Below are 17,998 nucleotides of genomic sequence, written 5' to 3' on the forward strand. Positions count from 1 at the left end.
CGGTGCCCTCCACGCCCACGGCCGTGACCCGCCCGAACGAGCGCATCCAGGCCAGCAGATCCGTGTAGCCGGCGGTGGTCGCGGGGAACTCGGCGTCGGCCAGGAGCCCGCCGGTGCTGTCGATGACGGCGGCGTGGTGCGTGTCGCGGTGGGTGTCGACACCACCGATAACTGATCGCTTTCTGGCTGCCATGCTGGTGAGGTCCGCCTTTCTCGTCTGCGTCGAGAATCTGTGGACACGTCACCGGTCAGACGATCGGACAACACAGTGGTGGGCGCCTCTCGCACAGGCTCCTATCAGGTCACGGCGCCTGACCGGTGACATGCAGCTGCTGGGGCCACCGGGCTGGCCGACGAATCGGGATGAGGACAGCAATCGTCGGTCTGCCGGTGAGTCAGACCAGCCCGGCGACCCACCCCACCATCCTCACTGTCTGCCGCCGACCCACGCTCCGTGGAGCGGGCCAGGGCCAGGGTGACCAGGTGGAGCGCCCTACCGGACGTACGACCTGGTCACCCTGGCCCTGGTCTGCTCGGGCGGGTTGGGCGGCACCAAGCTGGCCCGACTCGCATGAGCGATGATGAGCAGGCTGTAGAGATTCCCCCCGCGCCGGACCGACGAGTGCCGTCGCGAGAGGTCATCGAGCAGAAGTCGCCTGACCTGACCTGCGCTTGTCGTTGAGCAGTTGGTGAGCGAGCAGAACGGTGTCCTGGCTGGGCGCGGCGTCGAGGTCGCGCAGCCCCGTCGTGAGGCCGTTCAGCAGGGCGGTCACGCCTTCCGACTGACCGAGGTGATGGCGCACCCGCATCGCTGCCCGGTAGAGCTCTTCGTTGTACCGGTCCAAGCCGAGTGCCTTGTCGAGCACAGCCGACGCGGCCGGCGGGTCGGTGGCGAGTAGGTCCTCGGCCAGGAGTAGGTGGGCCTCCGTCGCCCACTGTCGGGCCTTCTCCCGGTACGGCTCGACCCAGTCGTAGTCGCATCCGTCCGCCAGTGGGGCAGTGTAAAGGTCGCAGGCTCGCTGCAGCATGGTGGTGCGCTCGGGCGGCGTGGTGGTGCGGGCGCGCGTGAGCTTGTCTCGCAGCTCCCACAGGTCGACGTCAACGGTTTGCGGGTCCAGGCGGTAGCGGTCGTTCGCGCCGCGCTTCAAGACGTAGCCACCGGGCCGGTGGCCGCCGGAGCGGCCCAGGACGTGGCGCAGGTTCGAGGCGTTGGTGTGGATCCGCTGGTCGGCTTGGCGGATGCGCGCGTCGGGGACGAGGTATTCGCCGAGGGTGCGGGTGTCGGCACCGTCGGGGTGGCAGGCCAGGTAGACGGCAAGTTCAGCGGCTTTGGCGCGCAGGGGTCTGCCGGGCGCGGTGAGGTGCTCGACGCGGGGGGAGCCAAGGACGCGAAGCTGCGCCGACCCTTGCCGACCGGTGGAAGCAGGGGTTTCAGGTGGACGGCTGTAGTCTCCGCCCGTCTGGTCGCCTGCGGTGATGGGCGGCGGGGCGGCGGGGACGCCGGTGTGGGCCTCCTGCAGCGTGGTGAGGGCCGCCAGTGCGGTGTCGACATCGAGCACCGCCATGCGCGGCTCGATATCTTGCGACGGTCCGGTGACCAGCGAGGTTCTTCCGCGGTCGTCGACGTCGACGGTACGGCCGCTCGACCAGTGGCCGAGCAGTAGCCCGGTGATGTCCCGGTCGGCGCCGATGCCGAGGGTGATGTGGGCCCTTACGGCCAGCTGCTCGTCGGGTGCGGCGCTGATGAGCAGGAGCGGCGCCGAGGGTTGCTGGGTGTTGGTCTCGTGCAAGCGGGCCCACCGCAGCAGGTGCTCGTCGGCGAAGGTGAGCGACTGGTCGACGTCATCGGTCAGCTTCAGTCGCGGCCAGGGGGTGAGTGCCTGAGCGCTGTTCGCGCCGAACAGCTCGGCGAGGGTGGGTCGGTCGATGACGACTGTCGTCTGCCGCTCCGGGTGGTCGGGGCCCCCGTCGGCGAGGGCGCTGATCAGGGCGGCGCGGGCCGCGGCGTGGGCGCCAGGTCCGGTCAAGCCGACCCCGCCGGGTGCGACCGCCGGCAGCGGCGGCACGGCGTGTGCCCGTTCGACGAGGTCTTGACTGGCGGTGAGCCGCTTGTTGACCTGCTGGTGGACGTGCACCACGGCAGATGGCAGCTCAGGAGGTTCATCGCCCGGGACGTAGCGGCGACGTCGATGCAGCCAGACCAGTGCGGCGGCGGCGCTGATGGCGGTGGCGACGGTCCAGGGAAGGAATGCGCCGGACGGCAGGTCCAGTCCGTCTGCTTGCTCTGCGCGATCATCGCTGTGGTCTTCGCTGGCGCTATCGGCTGGTTGGTCGGCCCTGCCGGTCGAGGCGTCCGGGGTGGGACCGGGACTCGTGCGGTCCGGTGGCTGGGTGGGTGGTGGTGTGGTTGGTTGCTCCCGCGGCCTCGGCGGTGCGGGCCGCGCCGAAGCGGGCGGCCGGGCATCGTCGGGGAGTCGGAGTTCCCAGCCGGGATAGATGAGGTCGCAGTCGCGCAGGACGCCGCCGGCGAAATGGCGGTGCCGGTTGAGCTGGCAAATCTCCGGCCACCGGCCGGAGTCACCCAGCCAGCGCTTCGCGATTGTCGACAGGGAGTCGTTGCGCTCAACGACGTAGACATACCGTTCGGACCCGACCTGAATGAGCGCCGGTCCTTGGGCTGCGGCCTGCTGCGGGATGGCAGCCGCCTCCGCGAAAGGCTTCGGCGGGCTGGCGTCGAGCCGGCCACCGGCGGCGAGGGTGATGGCTGCGGAGCCGGCGAGCCCAAACACGAGCCGGTGTAGGGGGGCCGGAAGCCGCGGCAGTGACAGGCGACGAGGGGCGAGCAGGACCAGCAGTTCGATCAGCAGCAGCACCGCTAACGCCGCCCACAACAGCCACAGAGTCAGTACGGCCCCGTCCACGAGTCCTGCGGCGGTGATGGCGCGGTCGGATCGGCCGAACCAGTCAACGGTGTGGTGCCAGCTGGGCAGGCGCTTGGCAGGGCCTCCGCCAGCCAGCCACAGCGCCGCGGGCGGCCCCGCCAGGAAAACCACGAGGCCAACCACGGACCTCGCAAGCCGACCGAAGGAAGCGGCATCCTGCCGGTTGTCGGCTGGTTGGTGAACCGTCGGCAGGTGGCTGTACTCGGCGAGCTTGCGGGCCGCTTGCGGCGACCGTTGCGGCATCCGTACTCCTCCTGGCCGATGTTGATCCTCCTGCGATACATGACAATGACGCGGAACCACCATTGCAGGCCAGAGCTTTTCTCACCATCCGCACACAAAGGATCACCAGACGCCTCCGGTCTCCTGCAAACCCCATCGATGAGCCAGACTGCCCCTCATGTCGGTTCCGGGCGCGCATCTGTGCGTTGACCTTGCCTCGTCGGCGGTCGCCGCTATCGCCTGGCGCGACGGCATCTACGTCCCCATTCTGTTCGACGGCAAGCCCACCATCGCGCCCGCAGGGGTGCTCGGCGCCAACGGATTCGGGACCGTCGTGCCCGACGGCGGACATGCCGGCGCCCCCAGTGACCACACCGCTGAACTCCTGTGCCACGTCGCCGCCGTCGCCGGCACCCAGGTCGGGCCTATCAGCTCGACCACCTTCGTCATAGCACCCCAGTGGGGTCCGCGCCGAAGGAGCCAACTCACGCAGGCGGCGCAACGAGCAGGGCTTCCCGCGCCGGCCATGGTCACCGCCCCCGCAGCGCTGGTCGCACACGTCACCGCACACCAACCGTCCCTGCACGACGGGGCGTGTGTGCTGGTCTGCGAAACCGAGGTTCGTCCTCCCCGCCTCACCGTTCTGCAGGGCAGTGGCGGCGCGTGGCACGACCTTGCCACCCGCACCATCCCTGCGGCCCACATCGACGACGTGCTCGCCCACCAGCTACAAAGCTCACCAGCTGAACAGCATCCCCGGTCCGCAGCGCAGGGCGAGCCCGAGGACGACGCCAACCGGCAGGTCAGGGAATCGGTCCGCCAGGCCCGCGTATTGCTGGCCACCCAGGAGCGGGCCCCGGTGCTCCTCCCCCACCCACGTCCACCCGCCGTGATCACCCGCGGCGACGTCCACGCCGCAGCACAACCTCTCACCGAGCAACTACCCGGGGCGGTAGCGGAACTGCTTGACACGGCCGACGTCGATGCCGCACACCTCGCCATGGTCGTTGCCGCCGACACCGGCGGGGCACCCGAGCTGCCCGCACAGTTGGTTGCGGCCACCGGAGTCCAGCCCGTGATCGTCAACCATCCGCATGCCGCCGCCAGCGGAGCCCTGACGCTCACCGCGACACCGCGGGCGGCAGTCAGCGCGCGACTGCCCCGCACCCGGCTGCGCATCCGAGACCTCGCGGCCGCGCTGATCATCGGTGCCTGCACGCTCGCCCTTTTCCTGCAGGCCATCCTCACCGCCGACGTCACCACGATCGGCATCCGGATCATCGGGGCCCGCACATCCCTGCCGCAGTTGGGCACCGCAGCAGCACTTGCCGTGATGACCGCCCTGGCCGTGGCGCAGCTCGCTCCCACCACGTGGCTCGCCGGGCCGCCCACCTCACCTGCCGACGAGCCGACGACGGCGGCGCTCATCCGCCGCTCCTATCTCGCCGCAGCCGCGCTCGGCACCACCACCGCCGCCTTCCTCGGCCTGGCAGCGGGCACATCCCTCGGCGTCGACTACACCCCTCACCTGACATGGGCCCTCACCACAGCTGCCCCTGTGGGGGCAAACGCCATCCTCGTCGCTCTCGTCGCACCACGTATCCCTGCCGCCAACCTCCCGGCCTGGCTCGGCCGCGCCCGCCCGCTGATCCTGCCGATCATCCTGGCGGCAGTGGGCATGCTCCTCATGCGCGCCGCGGTCACCCTCACCCCACCCGCCGACCTGATTCCCGCGCCCGGCCTCGTCGGCAGCGCCGGAGCCGCCATGCTCGGCGCCGCCACCGCCCTGACGGCCACCGATCACCGCAGCCTCCGAGTGATCACCCTGCCAGCACTGGGCCTCGGTTACGCCATCGTTTTCACCGGTGCCACCAGCGCGGCGCTGATCATCGGATATTGCCTGGCCGTCGTGGGGTGGGCGATACGCCTCACCACCTACACCACGCGACTGGCTTTCCCCGCCGCCACGGCGAAGCTGCGCCGCCTGCTCGACGGTCCTACCGCCCAGCCCCAGGAACAGCTGCCCGGTCGAGACGAAAGTGACCGAGACGCGGCACGGTGAGACTTCGGTCAGCGATGGATCGGTGATGAGGTCGTCGCCGTCGGGGATGGCGCAAGGTGGTGTCGGCCGCGGTTGCGTCCGCTCCACCGTCGTCCGGTGGGAACGGGCGGAAACGGATCCGCAGCCCATGGCACCGCGCCTCGCCGCGGCCCTCAAGCCGTCGATCGAGGAACTGGCCGACCTCCTGGCCGACCTCGGCCAGCCGCCGACACCGCCGGACGAGCGTCTCGGCTACGTCCTACGGCGGCAAGCAATGTGACCAGGCTGGCACCGAGGTTGCCACGCCCACGGTTCGGCACCCACCACCCCGGCAGCCGTTGTGCTGCCGGAGGTGGTCACGCACCGTCGAGCCAGCCGGCACCTGCCCGGTGCCGGCCGGTCCCGACGTGACCCCCGCCGCCCACCCCGGGCGGCGCGAGGATCAGTTGGCCCGCGGAGGCCGCCCCACCAACCGGTGGGGAGTCGCTCGCCCAACAGGCGAGGACCCACAACCCACCGCAAACCCGGTGAACGTTAGTGGACACCGCACTAGTGGTACCCCAAGCCCACGCACCGGCCACCGCCGAGCCGGACGAGGAGGTGTTCGGGCTGCCCTGCCGGGTCATCGACGACCCGGAGAGCGGCAGCCCGCTGGTCGTCCCGAGGGCCGGCCGCCGGGTCGCAGCGGCCACGACCTGAGCAACCGGGACGTGCCACGGCCTCCGGCGCGCCGCCGAGATCCGTAGGGACCCCGCGGGCAGGGCACCGATCCTCGGCCTTGGACAGTCTTGCCGACGCCTCATAAAGGTTATACCATTAACCGGCGCTCGGCTGCCTAGGGACGTCGCCCCAACTCTGTCGGGCCGCGCAACTGACGAGCCGCCTGGCTGGATCGGTGTGACTGATCCGAGCGGGTTCGGTGCCCGCTGGCGCAGGCACCACCACCGAGAACCGGAGGACCAATGGGCAAGAGCGGCCGCGTGTTCGTGCGTGGTTTGACGTCGCAGACCTACGGGCTTAACGAGTTCCGGCGCCGGCAAATGGCGGTCGACCGGGTACGCGACGACAGCGTCGTCGTGGACGACGCGAAGGTCGCGCACTCCGGCGACAGCGCGAAGAGTCGGACCTGGTGGCGCATCGGCCCAGGTGACGAGGACTTCCTCACCCAGACGATTCAGGTGCACTTCGTCGAGCTGCCCCCCGAGTCGTCGAACCACGGGCATGGCCACCAGAACGAGGCCGCCTTCTACATCCTCGAGGGTCGCGGGTACGAGATCCACGACGACCAGCGCTACGACTGGAGCAAGGACGATCTGGTCTTCGTGCACACAGACTCGGTGCACCGCCACTTCAACCCGTACTCCGAGCGGGCGGTGGCGCTCGTCGTCAAGGCGAAGTGCACCTGGATGTTCATGGGCCTCATCCAGCAGGGGCGCTCCGGGCCGGTCGAGAACGAGGAACGTTTCGGCCCGCGCGAGGACTGGTCGCGAATCTGGACCCCCGGTGTCCTGGAGCGCAAGAAGGTGATCTCCCCGGCGGACACGACGTGGGAGGACACCCCGCTGGGGCGGGTCCGGGTCATGTCCTCGCCGCAGCGCACCGACGCACGCATCTTCAGCGTGGACGCCTTCGAGCTCGACATTCCCGCCGGCGGCCACAGCGGCAAGTACTGGAAGATGGCCGACGAGGTGTACTACGTGCTCGACGGCGAGGGCTACGCGTTGCAGTGGGAGGTCGAGGCGGAGATCGCCGAGAAGTACTACGCCCGGATCGCGTTGGAACCCAAGCGGTACGAGATCAAGCAGGGCGACACCCTGTACGTCCCGCAGAACCACGTGTGCCAGCTCTTCGCGGCGGACGGCAGCTCGCTGCGGCTGTTCAACGCGCAGAACCGCGTCTTCAAGCACCTCGGGTACGACACGGTCCACTACTTCGAGCCGGCCTCGGAACGGACCCCGGACGCCGAGCAGCTGACCAGCGCCTCGGTCTGACCACACCTCGTGTGGTCGGCAGCGGCCGTGCGGCGCCTCTCGCGCGACACCATCGCGTCCGCGGGGGGCGCCGCCGTCTTCTCCTGCTCGCTCGGCATCGCGTCGGTCGCGCTACCGCTGCTGGCGCTGCGCTCCGGCTACTCGCCGGGCGAGGTCGGTGTGCTCACCGCCTTCTCGGCGATCGCCCAGATGGCGACCCGGCTGGTCCTCGGCGCGGCCATGCGGCTGGTCGGTGACTGGGTCCTCGTCGTCGCCGCCGGGGCCGCCCTCTGCCTCTCGAACGGCCTGGTCGTCGCGTCCGCCGCCCTGGTTCCGTTCATCCTGGCCGAAGTGCTGCAGGGCTTCGCCCGCGCCTGTTTCTGGACCGGTAGTCAGACGCATGTCGTGCGGAACGACGCACCCGCCGTCGGAGCGCTCGCGACGATCAGCTTCGTCTCCAGTATCGGACTGCTCGCGGGGCCCGTCCTCGCCGGGTTGCTGGTGGAGCATTCGCCGCGAGCGGCGCTCGGGGTCGGCTCGGCGATCGCTGCCGCTGCCCTGCTGCCGGCGCTGGCGATCGACCGACTACCGCCCTTCCGTCCGCCAGCGGAGAGTCCCCCCGGGCGGATCTGGCGTCGCCCGGGGGTGGACGTCGGCTGCTGGGCCGGCGTGAGCGCGGGCGCGTGGCGCGGCCTGCTCTCCAGTTACGTGCCGGTGGCACTGGACGCCGTCCGGCAGCCCGCCTCCACCATCGGCGTTCTCGTGTCGATCGCCAACGGCGCCTCGGTCGTCGGCTCCGCGATCGCTGCCCGGGTGGGCAATCGCTGGGTGATGCGCTCCTTCGTGCTCGGCACCCTCGCCACGGGGGCCACCACCGGTCTGGTGGCGCTGGCAGCCGACGCCCGGTGGGCGGCCGGCGCGCTGCTGGCGGTGTCCGGGCTCGGCGCGGGCGTGCTGCAGACCATCGGCCCCGCCATCGCCACCGAATCGGTGCATCCCGAGGAGCGCGGCGACGCGATCGCGACGGCCGGAACCTTCCGGGCGGCGGCGTTGTTCGCAGCCCCGCTCGCGGTGGCTAGCGCGGTCGCGATCGTTCCGCTCACCGCCGCGATGGGGTTGGCGGGTGCGCTCATCACCGTCAGCGCGGCGGTCCCACGCGTCCGGTCCCCCGCCTCGTCCCACTGTGGAGGCCCTTCATGAGGATGTCCCTGTCGTCCACGTCCACCCGCACCTTTCTGATCTGGCCGCTGATGGTCGGCGTCGAACAGGCGCTGAGCCGTCGGCGGGTACGGGGCACTGGCCTGCCCCTCATGGCCGCGGGCTACGCCGCCTACCGGCTCGCCGGCGCGTACCGGCTGTCGAGGGCGGGCGGGCCACCCGGGATGTCGCAGGGCATGCCTGAGCGGCTCGTCGAGGAGGGCCCGTACCGCTGGACGCGCAACCCGATGTACGGCGGGCACCTGCTCTTCCTGACCGGACTGGCACTCTCGTCCCGGTCGCCGCTCGCCGCCGGGCTGGTCGGCTGGCACCTGAGGTGGTTCGCCGACCGGGTCCGGCGGGACGAGCAGCGGCTGCGCGAGCGGTTCGGTGGAGCGTACGAGGACTACTGCGCGCGGACGCCACGGTGGATCGCCCGGCGACCCGCGGCAGTGCGGCCGCTTCCCGGTGGGCCGCGCCCGGGCTGGCGTGACGGCGAGGAGCGTTAGGCCGCCACCCAAACGCTCTTGTGCAAGCCACGCCGAACTGACAGAGTACAGCCAATGGTTAGTCCATTGGAGGTACGCTCGTGACCACCCGGACGACGACAGGCGTCAGTCACTACCACGTCCAAAAGGCCCGGCGCGCCAAGTTCCTGGAACATTGGCGGCAGAACCACCGGGACGTGGTCGCCCACGACGACGTGATCATGCATCCCACCGAGCGGGGCAGCCGGGTCGGTGTCTATGTCGGCGTCGACGGGGACCGGCCCACTCGCACGATGGACGCCCTGGTCCACGAGTTCGACCCGGGGACGACCACCACGGTCCACCGTCACTCCTGGGACGCGATGGTCCTGGTGGTCGGAGGCTGGGGCTGGACCGAGATCGACGGCGAACGCATGGAGTGGGGCCCGGGCGACTCCCTGCACATCCCCGCCTGGTCCTGGCACCGGTCCGGCAACGACGGCGCGGCGACGGCCCGCTACCTGACCTTCTCGAGTGAGCCGATGCTCGACACGATGGGTATGTCCATCCTGGAGGACGCCGGCCACACTCCCTTCACCGAACTGCCGGGACGCCCTGCGTACACCCCCCAAATGCCAGGGGACGACCCGTACGCGCGCAGGGTCCGCCGGCTCGGCCGCGAACAGCAGTCCCGGCGGACCGGCCGACTGCACACCAGCTGGGACGACCTGGAGATGGTCAACACTCCCCGCGGGACCCGGACGACCTTCCTGCTCGACCGCGCGATCGGTTATCAGGCATCCGGCATCACGATGGCGATGTTCGAGATCGGCCCCGGCCGTGGGCAGTCGATGCACCGGCACCCGGGTGAGGCGTGGTTGTACGTCCTGGACGGGTCGGGGCACACCTACCTGGGCACGGAGCCCGAGGGCGGCACGAACCACCGTTGGAAGAAGGGGGACCTGATCATCGTCGACCACTTCCTCTGGCACCAGCACTTCAATGACGACCCGGAAAAGACGGCGAAGGTCATCCGGATCCACATGTTCGACAGCCTGCTGGAGACGATGCGGGCGCTCTGCGACCCACTCGTGCTCTTCGAGGAGCCGCCCAGCCACATCCGGGACCGGCAGGCCGGCGATCCGACCACCATCCAGTGGCCGGCGCTGGAACGCCCCACCTGGCCCTGAATCCGGAGGCGGGAATGGCCGACGTACGCCTGCCGGCGGGGATCACCGGTATCCACGCTTTACCGGCCGACCACCACGACGGGCCCTGGGACTCGATCATCGTGCCGCCCGGTACGAAGGAACAACTGCTCGGCACGGCCGTACTGGTACTGCGGCACGGCCGGGCGCTCCAGTCGCTCTCCGGCCCGCCGCACGGCCTGATCATGCTCGCCGGCCCGCCGGGCACCGGCAAGTCCACCCTGTGTCAGGGGCTGGCCCAGGCCGCGGCGATGGCGGTCGCCCGGCGGGGCGCGACCACCCTCGCCGAGGTGGACCCCCACGCCTTCCCCAGCGAGATGCTCGGCGAGAGCCAGCGGGCGGTGCGTCGACTGTTCACCGAGACGCTGCCCGAACTCGCCGCGCGTCGCCCCCACACCATTGTGCTGGTCGACGAGGTGGAGGCGCTCGCCGTACGCCGGAGCACCGCATCCTTCGAGACCAATCCGGTGGACGTGCACAGGGCCACCGACGCGGTGCTCGCCGGCCTCGACGCGCTGCGGGCGGCGTGCCCGCACGTCCTGCTGCTGGCCACGACGAACTTCATCGCCGCCGTCGATGAGGCCTTCCTGTCGCGCGCCGACCTTGTGCTCGAACTCGACCTGCCGGACGAGGACGTGCTCGCCCGGATCATCAGCTCGTCGCTGGCTGAGCTCGCCGCGCTCTGGCCCCCGTTGCGGCACCTGGCCGAGGACGCAGCCCTGCACGGCAAACTCGCCGGCCGGTGCGTGGGCTTCGATGGCCGGCGCGCCCGCAAGGTGGTCCTCGCGTCGGTGGCCCAGCGACCCGAGCTCGCCGCGGACCCCGCACGGCTGACGGCGAAGGACCTGTTCGCCGCCGTCGAGGCGGCGGCGGGCACGGTGGCGGGCCGATGACCGCGATCGTGGAACCGGGCCTTGGCGAGGGGGGCCGGGAGGAGCGCCCGACCGGGCTGCCCGAGGGGCGGGGGCCCGCGGCGTGGGGCAGCGACCTGGTCGTCGACGTGCTGCGCGCACTCGAGGTGCCGTACCTGCCGATGAATCCGGGCTCGTCGTTCCGGGGACTGCACGACTCCGTGGTGAACCACGGCGGCAACGTCACCCCGCAACTCCTGCTCTGCCTGCACGAGGAGATCGCCGTTTCGCTCGCGCACGGCTGGTCCAAGGCGACCGGGCAGCTCGGGGTCGCCGCCGTGCACGACCTGGTCGGCCTCATGCACGGATCCATGGCGGTCTACAACGCGTGGTGCGACCGGACTCCCCTGCTGCTGCTCGGCGGAAGCGGGCCGGCCGATCCCGCGCGGCGTCGGCCGGTGGACTGGATCCACTCGGCGACGACCCAGGCCCAGCTGGTCCGGGACTTCGTGGTCTGGGACGCCGAACCCATGACCACGGCCGCGTTCGCGGGCGACGCCCTCCGCGCCCGGCAGCGGGCGCTGTCGGCGCCGCGGGGACCGGCGTACGTCTCCCTGGACGCCGGCGTCCAGGAGGAACGGCTCGACCGGCCGATGCCGGTCCCGGACCCCGGGCGGCACGCCCCCGCCCCCGCCTTCGCGCCGGACCCGGAAGCCCTGGACCGGGCGGCGGCCGTACTCGAGCAGGCCCGGCGCCCGGTCGTGGTGGCCGGACGGATCGCCCTCGAGCCGGCGGCCACCGCTCCCCTCGCCGCGCTGGTCGAGCTGCTCGGCGCGGCCTACCACGACGACCGGAACTGGTCGACGCTGCCCACCGGCCACCCGCAGAACTGCACCGGGGACCGCAATGTCCTGGACGAGGCGGACGTCGTCCTCGCCGTCGACGTCGTCGACCTGGCGGCCCTGCTGCGTCCCGCGGGACGGGGGGCGCGAGGCGCGGGGCTAGAGCTTCCCGATGACGGCCCGGTCATCGTCGACCTGTCGCACGGCGACCTGGGACTGCGGTCCTGGAGCAACGCCTTCGCGACCCCGGTGCCCCGGGACGTGCAACTGCTGAGCGACCCGCTGCTCGGGCTGCGGCTGCTGCACGCGGCCCTCGCCGAGCGGGTGGACCCGGCCGCGGCGGCGGCCCGGCGGGCGGAGGTCACCGCCCGCGCGGCCCGACTGCGCCAGCGGCAGCGTGAGCAGGTCGCGGCGCGCTGGGCCGACCGGCCGATCTCGCCGGCCCGGCTGGTCGGCGAGACGTGGCAGGCGGTACGCGACGTGGACCACCTGCTCTGCCTTCGCAACACCAGGACCTGGCCCGAGGGGTTGTGGCAGCTACCCGGAGCCGGGTCGTACCTCGGGCACTCCGGTGGCGGCGGGGTCGGCTACGGGCCGGGGGCCTTCGTCGGCGGCGCCCTCGCCGCCCGGGACCGCGGCCAACTCGGCGTCGGAATCATTGGGGACGGAGACCTGCTCATGGCCTCCGGCGCCCTGTGGACCGCCGCCCACTACCGGGTGCCGGCGCTGCTCGTCGTCAACGACAACAGCTCGTTCTACAACGACGAGCCGCATCAAGCCGAGGTGGCGCGCCAGCGCGGCCGTCCGGTGGAGAACAGTTGGATCGGCATGCGCATCGCCGATCCGGCGGTGGACATCGCCGGGCTCGCCCGGTCCTACGGGTGCTGGGCCACCGCCCCGGTAGAGGATCCGGACGACCTGGGGCCGGCCCTGCGCCGCGCGCTCCTCGCCGCGCAGGAGGGGGCGACGGCAGTCGTCCACGCCCGGGTGGCCCCCCGATGAGCGGGCGGAGCGCCCCCGTACCGCACCGGCTGATGCACATCGGCGGAGCGTGGGTCGACGCGGCGGCCTGCGGTCGCATCGAGGCGGTCGACCCGACCAGCGAGGAAACCATCGCGACGGTTCCCGACGGCGGCGCCGAGGACGTCGACGCCGCCGTCGCCGCCGCCCGGACCGCCGCCGACGACTGGCGGGACCTGGGCTGGGCCCGACGCGCGGCGCTGCTGCGGGAACTCGCGTCCCGCATCGAGCGCGAGGCAGAGCAGTTGGCGCGCCTCGACGTACGTGACGGCGGCCTTCCGCTCGCCGGAATGCGCAGCGACGTCGCGGGTGCGGTCGCCGAGATCCTCTATTACGCCGGTATCACGCCGCAGACGAACGGGAGCACCGCCCCGCCCACCCGCGACACCCTCTCGTACACGGTGCGTGAGCCGTACGGGGTCGTCGCGCGGATCGTGCCGTTCAACCATCCGTTCAAGTTCGCCGCTGGCAAGGTGGCGGCGCCGCTGGCCGCCGGCAACACCGTCGTCCTCAAGCCCGGTGAGCAGACCTCGCTTTCCGCCCTCGAGTTCGCGCGCATCGCCGCGGACGTGCTCCCGCCCGGCGTGCTCAACGTCGTCACCGGCCGGGGTACGACGGCCGGTGCCGCACTCGTCGCCCACCCCGAGGTGCACCGGGTGGCCTTCACCGGTTCCGTCCCCTCCGGACGCGCCGTGCTTCGCGGCGCCGCCGAGGCCGTGAAGCACGTCAGCCTCGAACTCGGCGGGAAGAACCCGATCATCGTCTTCCCCGACGTGGACGTGGCAAGGGCCGCGCACGCGGCGATCGCCGGCAAGAACATCGCCCGCTGCACCGGCCAGTCCTGCGGGTCGACCTCTCGGCTGTTCGTCCACGCCGACATCGCGGACCGGTTCGTGGAGGCCCTCGTCGCGCGCCTGTCCGCGCTGCGCATCGGCGACCCGATGGACCCGCTCACCGAGGTCGGGCCGCTGGCGTTCCGGGCGCACTACGAGCGGGTCCGCGGCTGTCTCGAGACGGCGCGGCGGGAGGGGGCGACGGTCGCGTACGGCGGGGGCCGTCCCGACGGACTGGCGCGTGGCTTCTTCGTCGAACCCACGGTGCTGACCAACCTCGACGACGGGATGACCGCGGTCCGCGAGGAGATCTTCGGCCCGGTCATGTCTGTGCTCACCTGGCGGGACGTGGACGAGGTGGTCCGCCGCGCCAACGCCACGCCGCTCGGGCTGACGGCAAACGTGTGGACGCGGGACGTGACGGCCGCGCACCGCACCGCCGCCGTCCTCGAGGCGGGATACGTCTATGTCAACGGCACGGGTCGGCGTCCCACGGGCACCCCGTTCGGCGCCTGGAAGAGCAGCGGGCTGGGTAAGGAGAACTCGCTGGAGGAGCTGCTGTCCTACACCCGCGAGAAGACCGTGACGGTGACGCTGTGGTGAGCCACGGCCAGGTGGTGCCTGGGCGGCAGGACGAGGAGCTGCTGGATCCGACCCGCACCGCCGTGGTCGTCTTCGACCTGCTCGAGCACTACCGGGCGGCGGCCCAGGAGGCGGGTGTCATCGGTCCCGTGCGCCGTCTCGTGGACCGGTGCCGGTCACGCGGCGCGATGGTCGCGTGGGCCCGAGCCGACCACCGGGCCGACGGGGCCGACTTCGCCCGAACGCTCGCCGACGTCGACAACCAGCACCGTCCGTTCGGGGCGGACAACCCGAGGCCGGTGCGCCCGCCGCACGGCTCCGGCTCGCCGATGTACCGCACCCTGGCCGAACTCGGACAGCGTCCGGAGGACTACGACATCCCGAAACACCGGTGGTCCGCGTTCCACGGAACTCATCTCGAGCCGTCCCTGCGCGCCCGCGGTGTTGACACGGTCCTCCTCGTCGGGGGCTCGACCCACGTCGGGATCGCGTCGACCGTGTACGCCGCCCGCGACATGGACTACCAGGTCGTGGTGGTCAGGGACGGACTCACCGGCCGCCAGCCGCAACGCGACTTCTTCGTCGAACACGTGTTCCCGCGGGTGTGCCGGGTGCGAACCGTCGACCAGGTCCTCACGGCGATGGACCGTGCGCGATCCGCCACGAACTGAGGAGGCGCATTTGACCAACTTCGCCCCGTACGACGAGCCGGTCTGGGGTTCCGACGTCATGGTCGACGTCCTACGCCGCCTCGGACTGAGATATGTCGCCCTCAACCCCGGCTCGTCGTTCCGCGGGCTGCACGACTCGCTGGTCAACTACGGCGGCGACGAGATCACGATGATCGAGTGCCCGCACGAGAAGATCGCCGTGGGCGTGGCGCACGGCTACGCGAAGGCGACCGGCGAGCCGATGGCGGTGATCCTGCACGACCTCGTGGGTCTCCTGCACGGCACCATGGGCGTCTACTACGCCTACATCGACCGGACGCCGGTCTTCGTCCTCGGCGGCTCCGGCCCCGCCGACCACTCCCGGCGGCGGCCGAACATCGACTGGATCCACTCGGCCAACGTGCAGGGCGAGGCGGTACGCGCCTACACCAAGTGGGACCACGAGCCCCGCTCGCTGGCGTCCGTACCCACCGTCCTCGCGCGCGCCCACCGGATCGCCAGGGAGGAACCGCGCGGCCCGGTCTACGTGGCGCTCGACGCCGGCCTGCAGGAGGACCGGATCGCCGATCCCGTGCCCCTGGACGACCTGCCCCGACTGGCCGCGGTGCCCTCGCCGCTCGCTCCGGACCCCGACGCCCTACGCTCGCTCGCCGAGCGGCTCTGCGCGGCACGCCGGCCGGTCATGGTGCTCGGCTACCCGGGGCGCCATCCCGGCTCCTTCGACGTTCTCGTCGACCTCGCCGAGGAGGTCGGGATCGGCGCGGTCGAGACGCACTGGCGGTTGAACTTCCCGAATCGCCACGAACTCAACGTGACCGGTTCGGAGGCGATCGAGGGAGCGGACTGTGTCCTCTTCGTCGACGTGAAGGACATGGGCAAGACCACCCAGCGCCTCGAGTCGACGACCCGCCGGATCACCTCCCGCCTCGCCGCCGGCTGCACGGTGCTCGACCTCGGCTTCAACGACGTGGGCATCTCCTCGTGGAGCGAGGACTACGCCGAACTCGTGCCGACCGATCTGCAGGTGACCGCGGATACCGCGGTGGCGCTGCCCCTGCTGCTGGCGGAATGCCGGCGCATCCTGGCCGCCGAGTCGCCGGAGCGCCGGGCCGAGCGGGTGGGCTGGCGCGAACGGCTGTCCGCGATGCACCGCTCCAGCTGGGACCGGTGGCAACGCCGGGCCGACGAGGTGGCGGATCGCTCCCCCGTGTCCACGTCCCGGCTCGCCGCCGACGTGTGGACGGTCGTCCGGGACCACGACTGGGTGCTCACCGCGGGTACGGCGGCCGAGTGGGCGCTGCGTACCTGGGACTTCGATCGCCCGTACCGCCACCCCGGCCGCCAGCTGGGCACCGCGACCCAGATCGGCATCTCGCTGGGCGTCGCTCTCGCCCACAAGGGCACGGGTCGGCTCGTGGTGGACCTGCAACCGGACGGTGATCTGATGTTCGACGTGGGAGCGCTCTGGGTGGCGAGCCGTTACGAGCTCCCGCTGCTCGTGGTCATGTTCAACAACCGTGCCTACTACAACGACTGGGAACACCAGGAGCGGCTGGCGCGGCAGCGCGGCACCCCGATGGAGCGGGCGAGCATCGGGATGGCGATCGACACCCCGGCCCCGGACTTCGCCGCAGTCGCGCGCGGGTTCGGCTGGTGGGCCGACGGTCCGGTGACCGACCCGGCCCGGGTCCGGGACGCCGTACGCAAGGCGGCCGACCACGTGCTGGGCACCGGCCGGCCGGCCCTGGTCGACGTGGTGTGCCAGCCCAACTGACGCGGTCGGGCGCCGGACCAGGTCGGTTCCGGCGCCCGACAGCCGGCGGAAGTTTCGGAACGCCCGCCGTCTCGGCCGCGGGTCAGCTGCTACCGGGCGTGGGCTGCCGAGCCGGCAGCTCGGTCGTCGGCTCGGGCGCGCCGTCGACCTCCGCGTCCTCCGGCACCATCCCGGTGTAGGACCGCACCACGTTGTCCCGAAGCGAGAACGAGCCCGCGACGATGAGGGGGCCGAACGCGCCGACGGTGAGGGCCACCACCGGACCGACCAGGCCGGCGAAGGCTCCGACGACGACATCCCCGATCGCCGGTCCGCCCCGGGAGGACATCTGGTAGAAGGCGGTGACCCGGCCCCGGAGTTCGTCCGGGGTGTCGATCTGGACCGCGGCGTGGCGGATGGTGGTCGCCATCGCGTCGAACGCACCGAGCAGCCCGGCGGCGAGGACGGCCAGGCCGAACACCGGCGAGTGCGCCAGCAGCAGCGCCGCCCCGCCGTACAGCGCGGTGGACACCAGGAGCACCCGGCCCTGGCGGCGGCTGCGCTCGACGGTGCGGAACACGAAGTACGTGGCCAGCAGCGCGCCGGCGGACGGCGCCGCCGACAGTACGCCGTACCCGGTCGCCCCGACGTGCAGGACGTCCACGGCGATCGCCGGCAGCAGCACCCGGTAGGCGCTGAACACGGTCGCCGAGAGGTCCAGCGCCATGAGGTTGTAGATGAGCGGCCGGTGCGTGATGTACCGCGCCCCTTCGACGATGGAGCCCAGCACGGTGCGGCGCTCCGCGGACGGCTGCAGGACCGGGATCCGCAGCATCGCGAGGACTGCCACGAGCAGGCCGTACGAGGCCGCGTCGACGACGTACATCAGGCCGGGTCCGCTCACCGCGATCAGCAGGCCGGCCAGCAGCGGCCCGACCAGGATCGCGAGTTCCCGCGAGGGGTTGAGCAGGGCGATCGCCTGGGCGATCTGGTTCTTGGGCACCAGGGCCGGGATCAGCGCCTGCCGGGCCGGCTGGTCGAACGTCGCCGCCGCGGTGGTCAGCACCACGGAGAGGACCACGTGCCAGGCCTGCGCCCGGTCGGTGAGCGTCAGCCAGGCGAGGACCACGGCGACGAGCATCGCCACGGCCTGTGCCGCCTGCAGCAGGCGGCGGCGGTCCACCCGGTCGGCCAGCGCCCCACCGAGCGGGCTCAGCACCAGCAGCGCGACCGCCTGCGCGGCACCGACCAGGCCGGTGTAAGCGATCGAGTCGGTTAGCTGGTAGACCTGGTAGAGGTTGGCCGCTACCGTGCCGCGGGTGCCGATCTGCGAGAGGACGACACCGGTCCAGTAGAGGTTGAAGTCGCGGTTGCGCAGCACCTGGGGCAGGCTCATCGG

The 17,998-nt window shown here is 71.6% G+C and carries 14 protein-coding genes and 1 pseudogene; 12 read left to right on the forward strand and 3 right to left on the reverse strand.

Annotated features, from left to right (window positions below; all coding sequences use genetic code 11):
* Both ACFOYX_RS13040 and ACFOYX_RS13045 read right to left on the reverse strand, forming a co-directional pair.
* On the reverse strand, positions 1 to 193 hold a 193-nt coding region (locus tag ACFOYX_RS13040; protein WP_377533999.1), incomplete at its 3' end, for a transposase.
* Positions 194 to 638: 445 nt separating this feature from the next.
* Positions 639 to 3,185, reverse strand: coding sequence for a LysM peptidoglycan-binding domain-containing protein (locus ACFOYX_RS13045; protein WP_322440941.1), 2,547 nt, complete (start codon positions 3,183 to 3,185; stop codon positions 639 to 641).
* A 157-nt stretch (positions 3,186 to 3,342) separates the two neighbouring features.
* On the opposite strand from ACFOYX_RS13045, the gene ACFOYX_RS13050 reads away from it, so the two are divergent.
* The 12 genes and pseudogenes from ACFOYX_RS13050 (at position 3,343) to ACFOYX_RS13105 (ending at position 16,620) form a co-directional block, all read left to right on the forward strand.
* Positions 3,343 to 5,226 carry a hypothetical protein gene (locus ACFOYX_RS13050; protein ID WP_322440940.1) on the forward strand — a complete coding sequence of 628 codons (1,884 nt, stop codon included), beginning with the start codon at positions 3,343 to 3,345 and terminating at the stop codon, positions 5,224 to 5,226.
* 127 nt (positions 5,227 to 5,353) lie between these two features.
* The gene (locus ACFOYX_RS13055; RefSeq protein ID WP_322440939.1) at positions 5,354 to 5,485 is read left to right on the forward strand and encodes a hypothetical protein; all 132 of its coding nucleotides are present in this window, start codon (positions 5,354 to 5,356) and stop codon (positions 5,483 to 5,485) included.
* A 299-nt stretch (positions 5,486 to 5,784) separates the two neighbouring features.
* Positions 5,785 to 5,904: pseudogene (gene fecE / locus ACFOYX_RS13060) on the forward strand (Fe(3+) dicitrate ABC transporter ATP-binding protein FecE); the annotation flags it as partial.
* A 281-nt stretch (positions 5,905 to 6,185) separates the two neighbouring features.
* Entirely contained in the window at positions 6,186 to 7,196 is a 1,011-nt protein-coding gene (locus ACFOYX_RS13065) for a cupin domain-containing protein (protein ID WP_322440938.1), read from the forward strand.
* Positions 7,197 to 7,223: 27 nt separating this feature from the next.
* On the forward strand, positions 7,224 to 8,375 hold the full coding sequence (locus ACFOYX_RS13070) for an MFS transporter (protein WP_322440937.1): 1,152 nt from the start codon (positions 7,224 to 7,226) through the stop codon (positions 8,373 to 8,375).
* Complete coding sequence (locus ACFOYX_RS13075; protein ID WP_322440936.1) at positions 8,372 to 8,881, forward strand: isoprenylcysteine carboxylmethyltransferase family protein; 510 nt, start codon at positions 8,372 to 8,374, stop codon at positions 8,879 to 8,881. Before ACFOYX_RS13070 ends, ACFOYX_RS13075 begins: the two co-directional genes overlap by 4 nt.
* 80 nt (positions 8,882 to 8,961) lie before the next feature.
* On the forward strand, positions 8,962 to 10,029 hold the full coding sequence (locus ACFOYX_RS13080; RefSeq protein ID WP_322440935.1) for a cupin domain-containing protein: 1,068 nt from the start codon (positions 8,962 to 8,964) through the stop codon (positions 10,027 to 10,029).
* 14 nt (positions 10,030 to 10,043) lie between these two features.
* Positions 10,044 to 10,940 carry an AAA family ATPase gene (locus tag ACFOYX_RS13085; RefSeq protein ID WP_322440934.1) on the forward strand — a complete coding sequence of 299 codons (897 nt, stop codon included), beginning with the start codon at positions 10,044 to 10,046 and terminating at the stop codon, positions 10,938 to 10,940.
* The gene (locus tag ACFOYX_RS13090) at positions 10,937 to 12,742 is read left to right on the forward strand and encodes a thiamine pyrophosphate-binding protein (RefSeq protein ID WP_322440933.1); all 1,806 of its coding nucleotides are present in this window, start codon (positions 10,937 to 10,939) and stop codon (positions 12,740 to 12,742) included. Before ACFOYX_RS13085 ends, ACFOYX_RS13090 begins: the two co-directional genes overlap by 4 nt.
* Positions 12,739 to 14,196 (forward strand): aldehyde dehydrogenase family protein, encoded by a 1,458-nt coding sequence (locus ACFOYX_RS13095; RefSeq protein ID WP_322440932.1) that lies wholly within the window; start codon positions 12,739 to 12,741, stop codon positions 14,194 to 14,196. Before ACFOYX_RS13090 ends, ACFOYX_RS13095 begins: the two co-directional genes overlap by 4 nt.
* On the forward strand, positions 14,193 to 14,846 hold the full coding sequence (locus ACFOYX_RS13100; RefSeq protein ID WP_322440931.1) for an isochorismatase family protein: 654 nt from the start codon (positions 14,193 to 14,195) through the stop codon (positions 14,844 to 14,846). Before ACFOYX_RS13095 ends, ACFOYX_RS13100 begins: the two co-directional genes overlap by 4 nt.
* Positions 14,847 to 14,856: 10 nt before the next feature.
* A complete protein-coding gene (locus ACFOYX_RS13105; RefSeq protein WP_322440930.1) occupies positions 14,857 to 16,620 on the forward strand; it encodes a thiamine pyrophosphate-binding protein in 1,764 nt (587 codons plus the stop codon).
* Positions 16,621 to 16,702: 82 nt separating this feature from the next.
* On the opposite strand, the gene ACFOYX_RS13110 is transcribed toward ACFOYX_RS13105, so the two are convergent.
* Positions 16,703 to 17,995 carry an MFS transporter gene (locus ACFOYX_RS13110; RefSeq protein WP_322440929.1) on the reverse strand — a complete coding sequence of 431 codons (1,293 nt, stop codon included), beginning with the start codon at positions 17,993 to 17,995 and terminating at the stop codon, positions 16,703 to 16,705.
* Between the last annotated feature and the right edge of the window lie 3 nt (positions 17,996 to 17,998).

Source organism: Micromonospora sp. GCM10011541, from assembly GCF_042650725.1.
Taxonomy (GTDB): Bacteria; Actinomycetota; Actinomycetes; order Mycobacteriales; family Micromonosporaceae; genus Micromonospora; species Micromonospora sicca.